The organism is Halomonas garicola, assembly GCF_055382465.1.
This window is the reverse complement of record NZ_AP043931.1, coordinates 1,369,988-1,388,676: the sequence shown is the minus strand read 5'-3', so window position 1 is coordinate 1,388,676 and position 18,689 is coordinate 1,369,988. Positions and strand designations below refer to the sequence as shown.

At 66.8% G+C, this 18,689-nt stretch carries 17 protein-coding genes; 3 read left to right on the top strand and 14 right to left on the bottom strand.

The window, feature by feature from the left end:
* Positions 1-2: 2 nt before the first annotated feature.
* The 5 genes from lepA to rpoE all read right to left on the bottom strand — a co-directional run bounded on the left by lepA (position 3) and on the right by rpoE (position 6,100).
* Positions 3-1,817: a translation elongation factor 4 gene (gene lepA / locus ACZ46Y_RS06825; protein WP_311953825.1), complete on the bottom strand. Its 1,815-nt coding sequence runs from the start codon at positions 1,815-1,817 to the stop codon at positions 3-5.
* A gap of 176 nt (positions 1,818-1,993) precedes the next feature.
* Complete coding sequence (locus ACZ46Y_RS06820; RefSeq protein ID WP_311953822.1) at positions 1,994-3,415, bottom strand: DegQ family serine endoprotease; 1,422 nt, start codon at positions 3,413-3,415, stop codon at positions 1,994-1,996.
* A gap of 35 nt (positions 3,416-3,450) precedes the next feature.
* The gene (locus tag ACZ46Y_RS06815; RefSeq protein WP_311953818.1) at positions 3,451-4,569 is read right to left on the bottom strand and encodes a MucB/RseB C-terminal domain-containing protein; all 1,119 of its coding nucleotides are present in this window, start codon (positions 4,567-4,569) and stop codon (positions 3,451-3,453) included.
* 6 nt (positions 4,570-4,575) lie between these two features.
* A complete protein-coding gene (locus ACZ46Y_RS06810; RefSeq protein WP_311953815.1) occupies positions 4,576-5,316 on the bottom strand; it encodes a sigma-E factor negative regulatory protein in 741 nt (246 codons plus the stop codon).
* A 184-nt stretch (positions 5,317-5,500) separates the two neighbouring features.
* A complete protein-coding gene (gene rpoE, locus ACZ46Y_RS06805) occupies positions 5,501-6,100 on the bottom strand; it encodes an RNA polymerase sigma factor RpoE (protein WP_311953810.1) in 600 nt (199 codons plus the stop codon).
* A 385-nt stretch (positions 6,101-6,485) separates the two neighbouring features.
* Between rpoE and ACZ46Y_RS06800 the strand changes: the two genes are divergently transcribed.
* The gene (locus ACZ46Y_RS06800; RefSeq protein ID WP_311953807.1) at positions 6,486-7,562 is read left to right on the top strand and encodes a 3-deoxy-7-phosphoheptulonate synthase; all 1,077 of its coding nucleotides are present in this window, start codon (positions 6,486-6,488) and stop codon (positions 7,560-7,562) included.
* Between the two features lie 65 nt (positions 7,563-7,627).
* Here ACZ46Y_RS06800 and dinG read toward each other — a convergent pair whose 3' ends face one another.
* The gene (gene dinG / locus ACZ46Y_RS06795) at positions 7,628-9,754 is read right to left on the bottom strand and encodes an ATP-dependent DNA helicase DinG (RefSeq protein WP_311953804.1); all 2,127 of its coding nucleotides are present in this window, start codon (positions 9,752-9,754) and stop codon (positions 7,628-7,630) included.
* Between the two features lie 5 nt (positions 9,755-9,759).
* Entirely contained in the window at positions 9,760-11,031 is a 1,272-nt protein-coding gene (locus ACZ46Y_RS06790) for a DEAD/DEAH box helicase (protein WP_311953801.1), read from the bottom strand.
* 192 nt (positions 11,032-11,223) lie between these two features.
* Between ACZ46Y_RS06790 and ACZ46Y_RS06785 the strand changes: the two genes are divergently transcribed.
* The gene (locus ACZ46Y_RS06785; protein ID WP_311953798.1) at positions 11,224-11,472 is read left to right on the top strand and encodes a hypothetical protein; all 249 of its coding nucleotides are present in this window, start codon (positions 11,224-11,226) and stop codon (positions 11,470-11,472) included.
* Positions 11,472-12,296 carry an exodeoxyribonuclease III gene (gene xthA, locus ACZ46Y_RS06780; protein WP_311953795.1) on the top strand — a complete coding sequence of 275 codons (825 nt, stop codon included), beginning with the start codon at positions 11,472-11,474 and terminating at the stop codon, positions 12,294-12,296. Before ACZ46Y_RS06785 ends, xthA begins: the two co-directional genes overlap by 1 nt.
* 49 nt (positions 12,297-12,345) lie before the next feature.
* On the opposite strand, the gene ACZ46Y_RS06775 is transcribed toward xthA, so the two are convergent.
* The 7 genes from ACZ46Y_RS06775 to nrdF all read right to left on the bottom strand — a co-directional run bounded on the left by ACZ46Y_RS06775 (position 12,346) and on the right by nrdF (position 18,686).
* The gene (locus ACZ46Y_RS06775) at positions 12,346-13,446 is read right to left on the bottom strand and encodes a hypothetical protein (RefSeq protein WP_311953793.1); all 1,101 of its coding nucleotides are present in this window, start codon (positions 13,444-13,446) and stop codon (positions 12,346-12,348) included.
* A gap of 5 nt (positions 13,447-13,451) precedes the next feature.
* Positions 13,452-14,300, bottom strand: a complete 849-nt coding sequence (locus ACZ46Y_RS06770) for an energy transducer TonB (protein ID WP_311953790.1) — start codon at positions 14,298-14,300, stop codon at positions 13,452-13,454.
* Between the two features lie 8 nt (positions 14,301-14,308).
* The gene (locus ACZ46Y_RS06765; RefSeq protein ID WP_311953787.1) at positions 14,309-14,716 is read right to left on the bottom strand and encodes an ExbD/TolR family protein; all 408 of its coding nucleotides are present in this window, start codon (positions 14,714-14,716) and stop codon (positions 14,309-14,311) included.
* A complete protein-coding gene (locus tag ACZ46Y_RS06760) occupies positions 14,709-15,281 on the bottom strand; it encodes a MotA/TolQ/ExbB proton channel family protein (protein WP_311953784.1) in 573 nt (190 codons plus the stop codon). Before ACZ46Y_RS06760 ends, ACZ46Y_RS06765 begins: the two co-directional genes overlap by 8 nt.
* Positions 15,256-16,638, bottom strand: coding sequence for a MotA/TolQ/ExbB proton channel family protein (locus ACZ46Y_RS06755; RefSeq protein WP_311953779.1), 1,383 nt, complete (start codon positions 16,636-16,638; stop codon positions 15,256-15,258). Before ACZ46Y_RS06755 ends, ACZ46Y_RS06760 begins: the two co-directional genes overlap by 26 nt.
* Positions 16,635-17,462: a DUF3450 domain-containing protein gene (locus tag ACZ46Y_RS06750; protein ID WP_311953775.1), complete on the bottom strand. Its 828-nt coding sequence runs from the start codon at positions 17,460-17,462 to the stop codon at positions 16,635-16,637. The genes ACZ46Y_RS06755 and ACZ46Y_RS06750 overlap by 4 nt, the downstream gene beginning before the upstream one ends.
* A 237-nt stretch (positions 17,463-17,699) precedes the next feature.
* Positions 17,700-18,686: a class 1b ribonucleoside-diphosphate reductase subunit beta gene (nrdF, locus tag ACZ46Y_RS06745; RefSeq protein WP_311953771.1), complete on the bottom strand. Its 987-nt coding sequence runs from the start codon at positions 18,684-18,686 to the stop codon at positions 17,700-17,702.
* Positions 18,687-18,689: the final 3 nt, after the last annotated feature.

Here is an 18,689-nt window from a genome sequence, read left to right as displayed (position 1 = left end):
TCCTAGTCGTTGACTCTGAGCACGGCGAGAAAGGCATCCTGAGGAATCTCCACGCGCCCTACCTGCTTCATGCGTTTTTTACCGGCCTTCTGCTTTTCCAGCAGCTTTTTCTTACGCGTAATGTCGCCGCCGTAGCACTTGGCGGTAACGTTCTTGCGCAGCGCCTTGACCGTGGAACGCGCCACCACCTGGCCGCCGATGGCGGCCTGGATCGCCACGTCAAACATCTGTCGGGGGATAAGCTCTTTCATCTTCTCCACCAGCGCCCGCCCCCGAGGGTGGGCCTGATCGCGGTGAATGATCACCGCCAAGGCGTCGACCTTGTCACCGTTGATCAGCACGTCCAGGCGCACCAGCTTCGCCGCCTCGAAGCGCTCGAAGTTGTACTCAAGCGACGCATAGCCCTTGGACAGCGACTTGAGACGGTCAAAGAAGTCCATGACTACCTCGGACATGGGCAGCTCGTAGGTGAGCTGGATCTGGTTGCCGAGAAACTGCATGTCGAGCTGGCTGCCCCGGCGCTGCTCGCACTCGGCAATGACGTTGCCGACAAACTCCTGGGGCACAAGGATGCTCGCGCGCACGATGGGCTCGCGCATTTCTTCCACGTCCGCAAGATCGGGCAGCTTCGACGGGTTGGACACGTAGCGCACGTCGCCGTCTTCCATCATCAGCTCGTAAATCACCGTGGGGGCCGTGGTCAGCAGGTCGAGATCGTATTCGCGCTCCAGGCGTTCCTGGACGATCTCCATGTGCAGGGTACCGAGGAAGCCGACGCGAAAGCCAAAACCCAGCGCATCGGAGTTTTCCGGCTCGTAGGCCAGCGACGCGTCGTTGAGCGAGAGCTTTTCCAGGGCGTCGCGAAAACCCTCGTAGTCGTCGGCGCTCACCGGGAACATCCCCGCATAAACCTGGGGCTTGACCTGCTGGAAGCCCGGCAGCCGGGGCACATCGGGCGTCTTGCTGTGGGTGATGGTGTCGCCCACCGGCGCGCCCTGGATATCCTTGATGCCGGCCACCAGAAACCCCACCTCGCCGGCGCGCAGCACGTCGGTCTGCTTGCGCAGCGGGGTAAAAATGCCCACCTCGGTGGACACCCAGTCGCCGCCGGTGGATGAGATCCGTACTTTATCGCCCTTGCGCAGGGTGCCGTCAAAAAGCCGCACCAGCGACACCACGCCCAGGTAGTTGTCGAACCAGGAGTCGATGATCAGCGCCTGCAGCGGCGCCTCGACGTCGCCTTTGGGCGGCGGCACGTCGCGCACCAGGCGCTCCAGCAGCTCTTCGATACCCAGGCCGCTCTTGGCCGAGACCTGGCAGGCATCGGCGGCGTCGATGCCGATGATTTCCTCGATCTCCTGGGCCACGCTGTCCGGGTCGGCCTGGGGCAGATCGATTTTATTGAGCACCGGCAGCACTTCCAGGTCCTGCTCCACCGCGGTATAGCAGTTGGCCACAGACTGGGCCTCGACGCCCTGGGCGGCGTCCACCACCAGCAGCGCGCCCTCGCAGGCGTAGAGCGAGCGCGACACTTCGTAGGAAAAATCCACGTGGCCGGGGGTGTCGATGAAGTTGAGCTGATAGACCTCGCCGTCGGCGGCCCGATAATCCAGGGTGACCGACTGCGCCTTGATGGTGATACCGCGCTCGCGCTCGATATCCATGGAGTCCAGCACCTGCTCTTTCAGCTCGCGGTCGGTGAGCCCGCCGCAGACCTGGATCAGCCGATCCGACAGCGTAGATTTGCCGTGGTCGATGTGCGCGATGATGGAGAAATTTCGTATATGATTGATAGTGCTTCGTTTTTTATCTGTCATCAGGTGCCACAATCCGATTCATGGTCACGCCCTTGGCGACATTTAGCGCAGCGTGCGTAAATAATGACGGTCATTGTACCGCTCCCGGATGCGCCGTGCTATGGCAGGTCGGGGCCGGCAGGTGCAATAAAAAAGCCCGGCGCGAAGCCGGGCATCAGATACACGGGCTCGGGCGTTTAGTCCAGGCGCAAAGCCACGAACAGCGAGCGGCCGTCCCGGTAGAGCCGCAGCGGAATCGCGCGGTCGTCGGGCAGCGCCTCGACCCGCTCGCTGAGCTCTTTGGCTGTGGATACGCTCTGGTGGTCGATGCTGACCAGGATATCGCCGGGGCGAATGCCCGCGCGGGCGGCAGCGCTGCCCGGTTCGACGTCGCGCACTTCCACGCCGCCGTCGACGTTGAGCCGCTCGCGCAGGGCGTCGTCGATTTCACCGACTTCCACACCTAGGCGGGCCTGGCTGTCGTTTCGGCTCTGATCGCGGGACGGCTGATCGCTGTCGGGCCAGCTGCCTAACGCCACCTTTTCGGTCATTTTCTCCCCGTCGCGCATCAGCGAGAGCTCGACCGTTTCATCCGGCGCCACCCGGCCAATCAGACGCGGCAGCGTGCTCGAGCGCGTCACTTCCTGATCGTTCACCGCGAGGATAATATCGCCGGCCTGCAGGCCACCTTTGGCCGCCGGGCCGTCGGGATCAAGGTCGGCAATCAGCGCGCCGCCGGGCTTGTCCATGCCGAAGGACTCGGCCAGATCCCGGGACACCGGCTGGATCATCACCCCGAGCCAGCCGCGGTCGACGCGGCCCTCGTCGCGCAGCTGATCGGCCACGTCCATGGCCACGTTGATGGGAATGGCGAACGACAGCCCCATGAAGCCGCCGCTGCGGGTGAATATCTGCGAGTTGATGCCGATCACCTCGCCGTCCAGGTTGAACAGCGGGCCGCCGGAGTTGCCCGGGTTGATGGCCACGTCGGTCTGGATGAACGGCACGTAGGCGTCCCGCGGCAGGGTGCGGTTCATCGCGCTGATGATGCCCGACGTCACCGAATGGTCGAAGCCGAAGGGCGAGCCGATGGCGGCCACCCAGGCGCCGACTTCAAGCGCGTCGGAATCGCCGAGCGTAAGCGTCGGCAGATCGTCGGCGTCGACGCTCAGCAGCGCAATATCGGTCTTGGGGTCGCTGCCAACGACTTCCGCTGCCATCTCGCGGCGGTCGTTGAAGCGCACCAGGATTTCATCGGCGTCTTCCACCACGTGGGCGTTGGTGAGGATGTAGCCGTCTTCGCTGATGACAAACCCGGAGCCCAGCGACTGGCGCTCCTGGCTGCGACCGCGCCCACCGCCGTGCCCCGGCGGCACCGGCGAACGGTCGCCGAAGAAATGGCGAAAGATTTCCGGAATGTCCTGGCCTTCAAAGCCGTGCAGCGGCGAGCCGCCCCGCCGCTCGATCGTGCGGCTGGTGGCGATGTTCACCACCCCCGGCGCGGCGTCCTTGACCAGCTGGGTGAAGTCCGGCAGGTCCCGCGCCTGAGCGGCGCTGCCGGCGGTAACCACGAACAGCAAACATAGCCACAGCGTGGCCGGGAGGATCAAGCGCTTCATGCAAGAACTCCTTGGGTGATGGGACATCTTTCTTCCTACGCCGGGCCATCGGCGTCCGAGCTTTCGGTATCCGCCTCGGTGCGCGTTACCGAACGGGCGATGCGGCCAAGCAGCTTGGGCGGCACTTCGCCGATGGCAATGACCTGCCAGGAATCAGCGGTATCATGGCGCTCCACGGCAATCGCCGAGGCGCCCAGCCGGTGCACGCCGGTGGCAAGGGCCGTGGTGGCCGCGGGCGCTTCGACAAACACGCTGACGGTGGAGAGCCCGTCGCTGTAAAGCCGCCGGGTGCGGCCTTCGTGTTCTTCTTTCACCGTATCGGGCTGCTCTACCATACCTTCGGGCAGCCAGCCGGTTTGCCAGTCCGGCCCTTCATCGCGCTGGGGCGGCGCTACCGTCACATCGCGGGTGTAGCGCTTGGGCGTTTTCAGCCGGGTAATCTGGAAGGTCTCCAAAATGGCGTCGTCGTTATCGCGCAGCACGTGCTTGAGCAAAAGCCCGGTGTCCCGGTCAAGCCACCACTGGTGGCGGTAACGATCGCCGCTTTTGGGGGTAAAGGTCAGCGCCACCGCATCGCGGCCGGCTACGCGCTTGTCCGCGTCGAGCGTTATGTCGTAAACCGAGGCTACGTGCTCGGCCCAGCGCCTGGGCATGGGGGCGGGGTTATCAGCGCTGTCGGCGCCCTCGCCGGGGCTGCTTGCGTCGTCTGCCGGCGCCGGACGGCCGCCGGGCCAGCCCCAAAGGCCGGCCCGGGCGTGGCGCTCGACGTTGACTGACGGCCCGTCGAGGTGCTGAATCACCTGCTGGCGGACGCCGTCCTGAATGCGGTGGGAAAGCGCCAGGGTGCGCACGTTGAGCGCGTCGATCGCCACGGCCCGGGCCTGAAAGCTGTAGCAGTGGCTCGCCTGCAGGCTTTCGGTGAGCCACGCCACCGGCGTTTGCGGCCTGTTATCGTCCAGCGCCTCGCAGCGAAGCGTCGCCTCGCCTGTCGGGTCGTCGGCGTCTTCCGCCGCGGCCGGCGCTGCGATCAAGGCACCGCACACTATCAGCAGCCCCAGGGCGGCACCCCGGCCGCTGCGCCGCCGGGAAGGAAGCGAGCGGCAGGTAAGGGCTTCAGGCACGGCGGAAAACGAGTTGCGTGGTGTACGGCGCATCGGCAGTTAGCGCCCCAGCGCGTCAGACATGGCCGATGAGCGCGAAAGCGGCAGCCAGCTATCGCTGTTGCTGTAGGCCGCGCCGTGGGCGTGCTCCTGAAGGTAGGACTGCAGCAGGTGGATCTGCTCGCTGTCGACCTGGGCGGCCGCCCGGGACGCGCTAGCCTGACCGGCCGATGCGGCCATGCTGCCGCCGTCGCTTACGGTCATTAGCCCCTGGCGGCGACTTTCCTGGCTCAGCTGGAACGGCGTGGGCTCAAACATCGGCGTGCCGCTGCCTGTTCCGGAGGCAGCCAGGTTAACCGGCTGGGGAACGGCACGGGCGCCTTCATCCGAGCTCGCCATGGGCTCGTCGGCAGGCTCGGGCGTGCCGGCGATATTGCTGCCGCTATTGCCGAAATACTGCACGCCGGTAATCACCATCAGCGACACGGCGGCGGCGACGCCGGCACCGCGCATCAGCGAAACCCGGGACGACGCCCTCGCAGCGGGAGCAGCCGAGGCGGCAGGCGCCTCGACCACCGGCGCCGGTTCGTCCTGCAGCCGAGCCATGATGCCCGCCGACAGGTCGGCGCCGGTATCCACGCCGTGGTCGCGCTGCATCAGGCTGCGCGCCAGGTGGTAGCGCCGCCAGGCATCCGCCGCGCCGGCATCGTCGGGCAGTGCTTTCAGCACCCGCCGCAGTTCCAGTTCGTCACCTTCGCCGTCCATTAACGCCGAAAGAGTTTCCCGTGTGTCTTGACTCATGCTTCACACCCTCACACTGATTGGAGAAAGCCGACGCCAGTTCGGCTTTAGCTGAGGCGTTTGCCGGCTTCCCTGCGGCGCCTGTCTGACCCTATGACGCGAGCAGGCGCCAACAGTTCAGAAATCGGGGAAAAACAGTAACGTTTTGTTGGCCAAACGCTGCTTCGCCACTCATCTATGACCGCTAATCTTCGCGACTGTTCCGCGTCGTTGCCATCAGCGGCCGGATGTGTTCGTCCACGGCCTCCCGGGCGCGGAAGATGCGCGAACGCACGGTGCCCACCGGACACTGCATGATGTGGGCGATATCCTCATAGGCCAGGCCGTCGAACTCGCGCAGGGTAATCGCCGTGCGCAGGTCGTCGGGGAGCTTATCGATGGCCTCGAACACCGCCGCTTCCAGCTGGTCCCGGGCAATCGCCGCTTCCGGCGACTCGCTGTCGGCCAGGCGCCCGCTCTGGTCGACGATTTCCGCATCGACGATGTCGACGTCGCTGCCCGGCGGGCGGCGGCCCCGGGACACCAGGTGGTTCTTGGCCGTGTTGATGGCGATTCGGTACATCCAGGTATAAAACGCGCTTTCGGCACGAAAGTTACCCAGCGCCCGGTAGGCCTTGATGAAGGCCTCCTGTGCTACGTCCTGCACTTCGGCGTGGTCGTGCACGTAGCGGCCGATCAGACCGATGATCTTGTGCTGATACTTTTTTACCAGCAGATCAAACGCGCTGTTATCGCCGTTGCGGGCCCGCTCCACCAGCTGCTGATCCGTTTCCCGAGTGCCCATTTACACGCTCCTCACGCCCGCACAACCGGCGTGGCGACCTACTATATCAAGCCCCCTGGTACGGGTGGCATTCACGGCAAAACGCATAGTGTCCCTTGGGCAGTTTTCATTTCACATTCACATCGAGCACCCTGTGCCGCTACGCGCCCCGCGCATCCGGCAGCCTTCAGGCACGCCGCATCCTGACAGCCCGCACCGGCAAAAGCACGCCAGTGTTGCGCGTTCCACCGCGCGCATCAAGCACCTGGCTCTCTCCGTGGGCGCCGGCAAGGCCGCCTTGCCAGCGGTAAAGCGATTGATTTTTACCGCGCCGGCGGGCGATAGTAGACGCACTGACGATACACGCAACACGTTTTCGAATCCCCGCGCATGCACAGGTAGCAAGATGCCCGAACAACAGGTCAATAACCTCAACGTCCTCGCTCAGGACGTGCTTACCAACCCGGACGATCTCAAGCAGGCGGTTCCGCTTACGGCCAAGGCCGAACGCACCGTCATCGACGGCCGCCATACCATCCAGAACATCCTCGACGGCAAGGACCCGCGCCTTTTGGTCGTGGTAGGCCCGTGCTCGATTCACGACGTCGACGCCGCCATTGACTACGCCAAGCGCCTGCGCGAGCTGGCCGACAAGGTCAGCGACAGCCTCTATATCGTGATGCGCGTCTACTTCGAGAAGCCCCGCACCACCACAGGCTGGAAAGGCCTGATCAACGATCCGCGCCTGAACGGCTCGTTTGAAATCGAGGAAGGCCTACACAAGGCCCGCCGGCTGCTGGTGGAGCTTTCCGAAATCGGCCTGCCGCTGGCAACCGAGGCGCTTGACCCGATTTCGCCCCAGTACATCCAGGACTGCATCAGCTGGTCTGCCGTAGGCGCACGCACCACCGAGTCCCAGACCCACCGCGAAATGGCCTCGGGCCTGTCCGGCCCCGTGGGCTTTAAAAACGGCACCGACGGCAGCCTTGACGTGGCCATCAACGCGCTCAAGTCGGTCGCAAGCCCGCACAACTTCCTCGGCATCAACCACGCCGGCCAGGTCGCGATCATCCGCACCCGGGGCAACGCCTACGGCCACGTGGTGCTGCGCGGCGGCAACGGCAAGCCCAACTACGACAGCGTAAGCGTCGCCCTTGCCGAGCAGGAGCTCGCCAGCGCCGGGCTCTCGGCCAACATCATGATCGACTGCTCCCACGCCAACTCCAACAAGGATGCCGGGCTGCAGCCGCTGGTGCTGGAAAACGTCACCAACCAGATTCTCGACGGCAACACCTCGATCATCGGGCTGATGGTGGAATCCAACATCGGCTGGGGCAATCAAAAGGTGCCCGAGGACCTCAGCCAGCTGGAATACGGCGTGTCAATCACCGATGCCTGCATCGACTGGAACACTACCCTCGATTCTTTCGTCCGCATGAACGAGCAGCTGGCCTCTGCCCTGGCCAAACGCAGCGCCGCCTGATCGGCCCAGCGGCCTCGCTTACGCCCCGGCACCTGCCGGGGCGTTTTTGTTTCCGAGTGCCCCGCTCAGGCGATCTCCCGGGTAAACGGCGGCAGCGCGTCCAGCAGCGCCTGGCCGTAGCGCCGGGTCAGCACCCGCCGGTCCAGCAGCGTAATGCGCCCAGTATCGCTTTCCTTGCGAATCAGCCGCCCGCAGGCCTGCACCAGCTTCACCGAGGCATCGGGGACGCTGATGCGCATAAAAGGGTTGCCGCCCTGGCTTTCGATCCACTCGGCAAGGGTGGCGCCCACCGGGTCATCGGGCACGGCGAAGGGCAGCCGGGTAATCACCACGTGGGTGAGGTAGTCGCCGGGGAGATCGATCCCTTCGGCGAAGCTTGCCAGGCCGAAGATCACGCTGCCCTCGCCGCGATCCACCGCGGCGCGGTGGCGCTTCAATAGCTCCGCCTTGGGCATCGCGTCCTGGGCCAGCAGGCGCTGCTCCACCGCCGCCGGCAACGCCTTGCGCACCGCGCGCAGCTGGGCCCGGGAGGAGAACAGCACCAGCGCCGCCTCCTTTGCCGCCAGGGCGCTGATAAAGGCCACAATGGCGCGCTCGTGCCCTTCCCGATCGGCCGGGTCGGCGGCCTCCGCCGGCACGCTGAGCACGGCGCTGGCGTAGTCGAAGGGGCTGGGCAGCGCTTGATAGCGGTAGCGCCCGGCAAGACCGGCCCGCTCCTGAATGCGCTCGAAGCGCCCAAGGGCGGTGAGCGTAGCCGAAGTCACCACCGCGCCGTGGCAGCGCCCCCAGAGGTTTTTGGCCAGAGTATGCGCCGCCGACACCGGGCTTGCGGAAAACTCGATTTCGGCCTCGTCCCCCGCGCGGGAAAGCGTCAGCCAGCGCGCCTGGGGCGGCGCGCCCGGCGGATCCTCGGCGGCAAACGCCTGCCACAGCGCATGGGCCTCGAGCGCCCGGCCGTGAAGCAGCGCCACCAGCGGCAGCCAGGCCTCGGCCTGCTCGCGCTCAAGGCCGGTCTGTTTGTCCGGGTCGAGGCTTTCGCGCAGGATATCGCTGATGCTTTCGAGGCTGCGCGAGAGCTCGGCGAACATGATCAGAAGCTGCCCGGCCTGTTCGCGCAGCGCCTCCGGCACCGCGCCCTTGGCAAAGCGCTGCTGGTAGGTGGTTTCGCCGTCGCCAAGCCCGTTGGGCCGCTCGGCCAGCTGATGGCCGCTGGTGAACACTTCCTTGAGCGCCGGCTCCACGGCCTGCAGGGTTTGCGGCAGCCCGGCCAAAAGCCGCGCGACGGCGGGCTGGGCGCCCAGCGCCTGGTGAAGCTCGGTCAGGCTCGTGCGCAGGGTGTTCAGCCAGCGCAAACAGCCGTGCACGGCAAAGCGGTGGGCGAAGTGGGACAGCGCCTTGTCCGGCAGGTGGTGGCCTTCGTCAAAGATGAAAACGCACTCTTCCGGGTCGGGCAGGATCGCCCCGCCGCCCAGCGCCAGATCGGCCAGCACCAGGTCATGGTTGGCGACGATAACGTCGGCGTTTTCCAGCTCCCGACGGGAGCGGAAAAACGCGCAGGCGGAGAAGTGCCCGCAGCGCCGGCCGGTGCACTGGCGGTGATCCACGGTCAGCCGCCGCCAGGTGGCGTCGTCGATGGTGTCCGGCCAGCTGTCGCGGTCGCCCTCCCAGTCGCCGCGGCCGTAAGCCTCGGCCATGTCGGTTGCCAGGCGGGTAAAGTCGCCGCTTTTGGCGATCAGGTCCTGCTCAAACAGCGACTGGGTAGGGTTGGGCTCGCTGTCGCCCATGGCGTCGTCCAGCCGGGCCACGCAGACGTAGCGCCCGCGGCCTTTGGCCAGCGCGTAGCGAAACCCCAGGCCGCTATGGGCAGAAAGCGACGGCAGATCCTGGTGGAGCACCTGCTCCTGCAGCGCCACGGTGGCGGTAGAAACCACCAGCCGCTTGCCCCGGGCCCTGGCCACCGGCAGCGCCGCCACCAGATAGGCCAGCGTCTTGCCGGTGCCGGTGCCGGCTTCGAGCACGCAGACGTGGGTGTCGTTCTGGCGCTTGCCGGCCTCGTCGACTTCAATACCGCCAAGCGTACGGGCAATTTCGGCGATCATCAGCCGCTGGCCGTAGCGCGGCGTCAGCGAAAGCGCTTCGACCATGTGCCGGTACGCGGTCTGGATTTCGCCCTTGAGCGCATTGTCGAGCATAACGGCTAGAGCAGGCCTTCCGGCGGGCGCTCGCAGGGCAGCTTGTCGCCGGTGTAGCGTTCGATTTCGGGCAGCGAAAAGGCGTCCTCTTCGCCGACAAGGCTGACAATGCCTTTGCCACCGGCGCGGCCGATACGCCCGAGGCGATGAACGTAGTCCTCGGGGTCTTCCGGCAGGGTGTAGTTGACCACGTGGCTGACGTCGTCAATCTGCATGCCGCGCCCGGCCACGTCGGTGGCCACCAGCACCTGGAGCTTGCCTTCGCGAAACTGCTCGAGGGTGGCGATCCGCTCGGCCTGGGGCACGTCGCCGGAAAGGGGCGCCGCGCTGATGCCGGCCTGCCTGAGCTCGCCCTCGAGCTTGCGCACCAGGTCCCGGCGGTTGCCGAAGACGATGACCCGCTCAAAGCCTTCCTGCTGCAGAAGCTTCACCAGCAGCCGCGGTTTGTCGGCGTCTGCGACCCGATAGGCCAGCTGGTCGACATCCGCCTGGCCGTCGGCGCTGCCCTGGAGGCTTACCCGGGCCGGGGACTGCGCCCACTGGTCGGCAAGGGTCAGAACGTCGTCGCTGAAGGCGGTCGAAAACAGCCAGGTCTGGCGCTCGTCACGGGCCGGCATGTGCTGAATGATGCGCTTGACGTCGGGAATGAAGCCCATGGACAGCATGCGCTCGGCCTCGTCCAGCACCAGCACTTCGGTCTGGGACAGATCAAGCTCGCCCTTCTGCTGGAAATCCAGCAGGCGCCCTGGGGTTGCAACCAGCAGGTCGACGTTTTTATCCAGCTGCTCGCGCTGCTGCTGGTAGTCAATGCCGCTGACCGCACTGGTTATGCTCAGATGAGTATAGCGGGCTAGTCCCTTGGCATCCTTTTCGATCTGCAGCGTAAGCTCCCGGGTGGGCGCGACCACCAGGGCTCGGGGCGCCCGCTTTTTCTGCCCGTCCGGCGCCTTTTCTTCCAGAAAATAGGCCAGAATCGAAATCAGGAAAGCCGCCGTCTTGCCGGTGCCGGTCTGCGCCTTGCCCAGGATATCGCCGCCCAGCAGCGTATGGCGCAGGGTTTCCGCCTGGATCGGCGTGCAGTACTCAAAGCCCTGGGCCTGAATGCCGCGCATCAGGGGCAGCGGCAGGTCAAAATCATGGAAGCGCCACTTGCCGGCAACGGCGGGCACCTTGAACTGGCGAAGATCCCAGCCCGACTGGCGACGACGCGGCTTGCGGCGACGGCGCTTGGGCTTGCGCGCCGCGGCCTCTTGTGTGGTCTTTTCCGACTCGCTCATAGGCTTTCTATCTATCCGTTACGGTGGATGAGTGACATCACGACAGGCGTCGCGTACCCGCCAACGCGCGTACACGAACTCCCTAGTGTAACAGGGCTTGGCGCCCGAGGCGCGACGTTGCTGTATGCCCGGCGTTGGCGCCTGTTAGAATACCCCACAACGTAAGGCTACAGGTTAATCAGGAGCGCCCCCATGACGCGTCGCAAAAAGACCCGCTCGCTTGCCGACAAGGTATCCATCCGCACCGGCCGGCGTAAGGATTACAAACAATGGCGCCACGAGAACCCCGATCAGGTGGGGCAGTCGAAGCGCTTTGCCGCTAAAAAAGAGAAGCAGCGCAAGCTGCAGGCGCAACGCCGCCTGGCGCGCCAGCAAAGTGCGCCGGACATCGAGATTCATCCCGCCACGAAAGACTCGCCCAACACCGGGGAGACGCGCTGATGCGGCTGGTTTCGTTCAACGTCAACGGCATCCGCGCGCGGCCCCACCAGCTGCAAGCGCTCGTCGACACCCATCGGCCAGACGTCATCGGCCTGCAGGAAACCAAGGTGCAGGACAGCGAGTTTCCCCTGGCAAGCGTCGAGGCGCTGGGCTATCACGTCGTCTACTACGGCCAGAAAGGCCACTACGGCGTGGCGCTGATGTGCCGCCAGGCACCCGAAGCGGTATTCTACGGCTTTCCCGATGACGAGGTCGACGCCCAGCGGCGGATGATCGGGGTGCGCCTGCGCGGCGCCGAGGGCGAGGCGGTCACGGTGTGGAACGGCTACTTCCCCCAGGGGGAAAACGTCGACCACCCGACCAAGTTTCCACACAAGGCGCGCTTTTATACCCAGCTCTCGCGGCTGCTCCACGACCACCACTCCCCCGACGAACGCGTGGCGGTGATGGGCGACTTCAACGTGTCTCCCGAGGATCGCGACATCGGCATCGGCGAGGCCAACCGCAAGCGCTGGCTGCGCGAGGGCAAGACCAGCTTTCAGCCCATAGAGCGCGAATGGCTCGGCGGCATCAAGGCCTGGGGGCTTACCGACAGCTATCGGCTGTGCCACCCCGAGCGCGACGACCTTTTCAGCTGGTTTGACTACCGCTCCAAAGGCTTTGACCGCGACCCTCGGCGCGGGCTGCGCATCGACTATATCCTCGTTAGCTCACCCCTTGCCGAGCGCGTCCGGGAGTCGGGCATCGACTATGCGCTGCGCGGCATGGAAAAGCCCTCCGACCACGCGCCGGTGTGGACCCAGTTCGACCTGCCGCTGGCCTGAGCGCCGACCTTACTCTCGGGCCTTATAGCCGGGGGCTTTTAACAGAGTCTTATAGCGCCGCCAGCCACTGTTCCGCCTGCTCGTCGCCCAGGGCGACGGCGCGCTCAAAGGCCGTTTTGGCCCGAGCGTCCTTCCCCCAGGCGTAGGCCAGCTGGCCAAGCGTACGCCACTGGTCGGCGCTCTGGGTATATCGAGCCAGCGCTTCCCGGGCGGCCAGCGCTCGGGGAACATCCCCGGCCTGCTGCCAGGCCGCCGCTCGCTGCTCAAGGGCCAGCCCGCTGCGCACTACCCGCCCTTCTGCCAGGCCTTCCTCCAGCAGCTCCGCGGCGCGGGCCGGCGTGCCGCCTGCCATGTGCAGGTCCACCAGCTGCCAGTAGTCGTCCGGCCGCTCGAGCCGGCCCAGCCGCCAGCCGGTATCCCAGAGCCCGGCGGCCACCCCCGGCTGGCCGGCGCGCTGGGCGACCCCGGCGGCCCGGCGCCAGTCCGCGGCCGGGCTTGTCTCATCCAGCCCCGCGGCAAGCTCCCCCAGCGCCTTATCCATTCGCCCGGCGTTGAGGTTCACCGCCAGCGCCAGCCTGCGCCGGCGATCGTCAGCCGGCGCGCCTTCGGCGGCGACGCTGTCCAGCTGCGCCGCCGCGTCCTGCCAGCGCGTCTCCCGGGCCAGCCAGCCGATCAGGCGCCAGCGCGCGTCGCGGCACTCGGCGCCGGCCGGGGCCGTCTCGAGCCACACGCTCAGCCGGGCAATGGCCCGGTCGTGCTCCCCGGCGGCCCGGTGAAGCCGGGCCTGCTCGCGCAGCCAGCGCCGGCTCAGCTCGCTTTTAGGCCCCAGCCCCTGCCGCGCCCGGGCAAGCTGGCCGGCGGCCTCGGCGTAGCGCTCCTGCCTGGTCAGGGCGCTTGCGACCAGCTGGCGGTAGAGCGCGCTGGCGTAGCGATCGGCGGCGTTGCCCGAGGCAAAGCGGTCGGCCTGGCGCCTGCCGTGGCTCACCACCCGCTCAAGCTTGTCCTGCTCAAGAGACCGCTCGACCGCCTCCAGATCGCGGATCACGCCGCCGGCAAGCGAGGGCGCGCCCCAGGCCGAAGCGCTCGGCGCCCCGAAAAGTACCAGGTACAGCGCGATACACAGCAGGCGGACAGGACAACGCGACGACATAGGGGCTACCTCAACTGGAACTGGATACGCTGGGTGGCGCGCCGCCGCCGGTCTCCCGGCTCGAACTGCCACTGGCGAATGGCCTCGCGCGCGGCCTTGTCGAATATCCGGCGCGGCTTGGCTTGGGTAACGTCGATAGAGCCCGGCTCCACGCCGCCGTCGCGGCGGATGATAAAGCTGACCTCGACAAAGCCTTCCATCCCCCGACGCTGGGCCCGGGACGGATACGTCGGGTTCACCCGGCTGGTGGGGGTCGCCTGGCCGACGTTGACCGGCTCGTTGGAGGCGGACTCGCTCGCTGCCGCCTCGGCCGGGGCCGCCCTGTCTGCCTCGGCGCGAGAAGGCGCGGGGTCAGGGCTTGCCTCGGGCGCCGGCTCCGGGTCGGGCTCGGGGGCGGGCTGCGGCTCTGGCTCGGGCTCTGGCTCGGGTTCTGGCTCGGGTTCGGGGCGAGCTTCGGTCAGCTCGGGCAGTCGGCTGTCCAGCGCCACGGCTTCCGCCTTGGCCTCCGGCAGCGGCGCGTCGGGCAGCGCAATCGCGCTGTTTGCCGTCGGCGACGGCGCCGGGGCGGGCGGCGGGGGTGCCGCGCTTTCCACCGGTGCCGGCGGCGCTTTCGCCGGGGAGCTTGCGCTCGGCGTTGGCGGCGGCGCCTGGGTAATCGACAGGGTCATGTCTTCGACGGGCTTGTGCGTATCGGCGCTTGGCGGCATCACCAGCAGCGCCAGCAGCCAGAATAGCCCCAGCGCCAGCCCCGCGCCGCCAAGCGTTGAGAAGACGCTTCGCCCCAGGCGCCCTCCCCGACGCCTGGCTGCCGGCATGCCCGGCCTATCGCCTCGGTTGGTCACGGCGCTACCCATGGTCGGCCTCACGACTGGCCGCGGCTGGCGGCCACGGCGATCTGCTCGACGCCGGCCTTCTTGAGCCGGTCCATCACCTCGATCAGCAGGCCGGTTTCGGCGCTTTTGTCGGCCTGGATCACTACGCCGCCGTCATTGCTGACCATCTCGGCCACCGTCTGCCCCACGCGGTGGGTATCCACGGGGCTTCCGTCCACCCAGACCGCGCCTTCCGACGTCAGCGCGACCAGCACCTGGGCCTCCGGACGCGGCGTCGCGGCGCTGGATTCGGGCCGCTCGATCTCGACCCCGCTTTCCTTGACGAAGCTGGTGGTGACGATAAAAAAAATCAGCATGATAAAGACCACGTCGAGCATCGGCGTGAGGTTGACTTCGTTGCTGTCATCAGCGATGTCCCGCGAGCGGCGTCTACGCATCCTTTTCCTCCCGGGCCTGTGTCGCCAGGTCCCGATTCTCCAGCGCCTGTGCCAGGCGATCGTGCAGCCGCTGGTCTTCCCGGCGGATCACGTGCTCAAGGCGGCTGATAAACAAAAGCCCCACCACGGCAATGGCCATGCCGGTGAGCGTGGGCAGCGTCGCCCGGGCCACGCCGTCGGCCATGGCTCGGGCCTGGCCGGTATCGCTGAGCGCCAGGCTGTCGAATACGCTGATCATGCCGGTCACCGTGCCCAGAAGCCCCAGCAGCGGGCACATCGCCACCAGCAGCTTGAGCCACGGCAGCGGCCGGCCCAGCCGGGCGATAAGGGCATCGGCCCAGACGTCGCGCAGGGTGCGCGCGCTCCAGCTGTGGTGGTCGCGACGCGCCGCCCAGTAGCGCACCAGCTGCTTGCGCGCCGGACGCCAGCTCAGGCGGTAAAACCAGAAGCGCTCGACCGCCATGCTGAACACCAGCACCGCCACACAGGCGAGCACCACCAGCACGATGCCGCCGGCATCGACCAGGCGCTCGACCGGCTCAAGCCAGGGGGGGAGCAGGGTCATGCCCGGCCTCCGCTAGGTGTTCCGGCTGCTGCGCTTCCAGATGGGTGGCAAGTGCGGCACTCGCCTGGCCTTCGATGAGCTGGGTCAGCGCGCGGCTGCGGCTCGACAGCGCCGTCTGGGCAAACAGCAGCGGCACCGCGGTCACCAGCCCCAGCACGGTGGTCACCAGCGCCTGGCTGATGCCCCCGGCCATGAGCTGGGGGTCGCCGGTGCCGAACACGGTAATCGCCTGAAAGGTGACGATCATGCCGGTGACAGTGCCCAACAGCCCCAAAAGCGGCGCGATAGCCGCGAGCAGCTTGACCAGCGGCTGGCCGCGCTCGAGCCGCGGAAGCTCGGCCAGCACGGCTTCGTCCAGCCGGGCCTCCAACGCTTCGGGCGGCTGGGCTTTATCCAGGCGCGCGAAGCGCAGCAGCACCCGGCCCAGCGGGTTATTCGGCTGCAGCGCGTCGGGCGCACGGCGCTGGCGGCGCACCCGGGCGCTGACCAGCAGCAGATAGGCGTACTGTAAAGCGGCGGCCAGCAGGCCAAGCACGCCAAGCGTCACCACGACGTAGCCCACATAGCCGCCCTGGTGGAAGCGCTGCCAAAGGGTCGGGCGCTGGGTCAGCGCATCGAGCACGCTGCCCCGGGTGGGGTCCACGGCCAGGGTGCGGCCGTCGCCGTTGGCGTAATCGGCCAGCCAGCGGCTGACTTCCTTCGGCGTGTCGGGCTCCAGTGCCGGGCTGTCGCCGGCGCCCCGACGCGCCAGCAGGGCATTCGGGGTAAAGGCGCCAAAGTCGCCCAGCCGCACGACCTCGCGCTCGCGGACGTCGCCGCCGGGCTCGACCACGGGCAGCGTCATCGCCGCGGCCTGCCCGGTGGCCCGGGTCAGCGCGGCAAGGCTGTCCACCACGTCTTCGAGGTGGCGCTGCTCGAGCACTTCGGCATCGTCCAGGCGCGGCGGCAGCGGCGTATCGCCAAGGGTCAGCCAGCTGTCATCGCCCAGGGCATTGCGCACCTCGGAGCTGTGCCGGGCGAGCGTCGACAGCAGGCCGGCGAGGGTGTCGTCCTGCTCGCTTTGGCGGCTTTTCAGTCGGGCCCCGTTGAGCGCCCGGGCCGCCGCCTCGATGCGCAGCGCGGCGTCTTCGCGGCTGGCCTGAGCGTGCGCCTCCCGAGCGTCGGCCAGCGCGCTTTCCAGCGCCTGCTGATCGTCGAGCAGCTCCAGCAGACGCTGGCGATCGCGCATTTCTGCCGCCTGGCGCGCCTGGCGCAGCGAATCGATGCCGGGCTCCGTTTGCGCCTGAGCAGCCCCCGACAGAGAGACCAACAGTGCGGCGGCGCCGGCGAGCAGAGCCATCAAGCGAAATCGTCTCATGCGTCATCCCCCTTGGCGTCCGCTTTGTCTTCGCCCGGCATCGCGGACACCTTGACCGACAGCGGCACGGTCAAAAGCTCCGGCGCGCGCTGATCCCTGGCCATCAGCAGGCCGTGGCGCACTTCGCGCCGGCCGGCCTCGTCAAGCGGCTGCCATTCGCCGCTCTCGGCCTGCCAGACGCCGCCTTCGCGGCCGTCCGGCGTGAGGTAGTACCAGCCGATGCGGCCCAGGCGCAGAAAGTCTACCTCGCGGGCGTCGCCGTCGGCATCGCCGAGCCGGTCAAGTCGGCCGCGCCAGCGGTCGACTTCGCGGCCGTACTCAAGCTCGGTGCGCCAGGCTTCCAGCAGCCGGCGAATCCGCGCGGCGGGCGCAAGCGCCTCGTCATCCTCCACCCGCGCCAGGCGCTCCTGATCCAGAAACGGCATGTCGCGCTCGATGAAGCCGCGCAGCTGGCGGGCCATGTTCTGCTCGATGCCCGGCAGCGCCTCCCGGGTGTGGGCCAGAGTATCCAGCGCCCGGGCAAGCGCCAGCTGCCGCTCGGCCTCGTCGGCCAGCCGGTGCGTACGGGTGCGGTTTTGCTGGCGCAGCGTGCGGGTTTCGCTTTCCAGGTCGCGCAGTTCGGCAAGCGCTTCCCGGGTCTGGTCGCTGGCCTGGTCGATCTGCGCCTGCAGCGCCGCCTGGGTATGCTGGGCGTCCACGCCGTCGAGCGCCAGGCGGGGCGTAGCCGGGTCATCAGCGGCAAGCGACTGGCCTGCCGGCAGCAGCATCGCCGTGCTGCCGGCCATGATCAGTCCATACGCCGCCGCGCGAAAGGGTTTACTCAAGGGACATCTCCGCTGCGGGGGTCAGCGTTGCTTATATATTAGCCGCTCAATAGGTGAGAACGTCCAAGATATAAGAACGGTTTACGTTTACGCGCTACAGCCTATCATCCTCAGCTCAGATGACAATATTTATCATTCAATAAGGAAAAATCGGCGGTGCCCCGCCCATAAAAAAACGCTTCCGGTGCGTCCGGAAGCGTTTCCCGGCGGGCCGACGCCCGCCCCGCGGCCGGGGCGTCAGAACGCCCAGTCGTCGTCTTCGGTGGCTTCGGCGCGGCCAATCACGTAGGACGACCCGGACCCCGAGAAAAAGTCGTGGTTTTCATCGGCGTTGGGCGCCAATGCCGCCATGATGGTGGGATCCACGTCGGTCACGCTTTCCGGGAACAGCGCCTCGAAACCGAGGTTCATCAGCGCCTTGTTGGCATTGTAGTGAAGGAACTTCTTGACGTCCTCGGTGAGCCCGACGCCGTCGTACAGCGACTCGGTGTATTTCACCTCGTTGTCGTAAAGCTCCATCAGCAGATCAAAGGCGTAGTCTTTGACTTCGGCCTGCCGCTCGGGCGATGCCTCTTCGTAGGCCAGCTGGAACTTGTAGCCGATGTAGTAGCCGTGCACCGCCTCGTCGCGGATGATCAGGCGGATCAGATCGGCGGTGTTGGTCAGCTTGGCGTGGCTTGACCAGTACATGGGCAGGAAAAAGCCCGAGTAGAACAGAAACGACTCGAGAAAGACGCTCGCCACCTTGCGCATCAGCGGGTCGTCGGAATAGTAGCGGTCAAGGATCAGCGTGGACTTGGCCTGCAGCGTGGGGTTTTCTTCGCTCCAGCGAAAGGCGTCGTCCACGTCCCGGGTGGCGCACAGCGTGGAGAAAATCGAGCTGTAGGAGCGCGCGTGCACCGCCTCCATGAAGGTGATGTTGGCGTATACCGCCTCCTCGTGGGGCGTGCGCGCATCGGGCATCAGCGCAGGTGCCCCGACGCTGCTCTGGATGGTGTCCAGAAGCGTCAGCCCGGTAAACACGCGGATGGTCAGCTGCTGCTCTTCGGCGGTCAGCGTATGCCACGACGGCAGATCGTTGGACAGCGGGACCTTTTCCGGCAGCCAGAAGTTGCTGGTCAGGCGGTTCCACACCTCCAGATCCTTGTCGTCCTGAAGGCGGTTCCAGTTGATCGCGTCAACCCGGGAAATCCGCGGCGCGGCGGGCGTTTGCATAACGGTCATGTT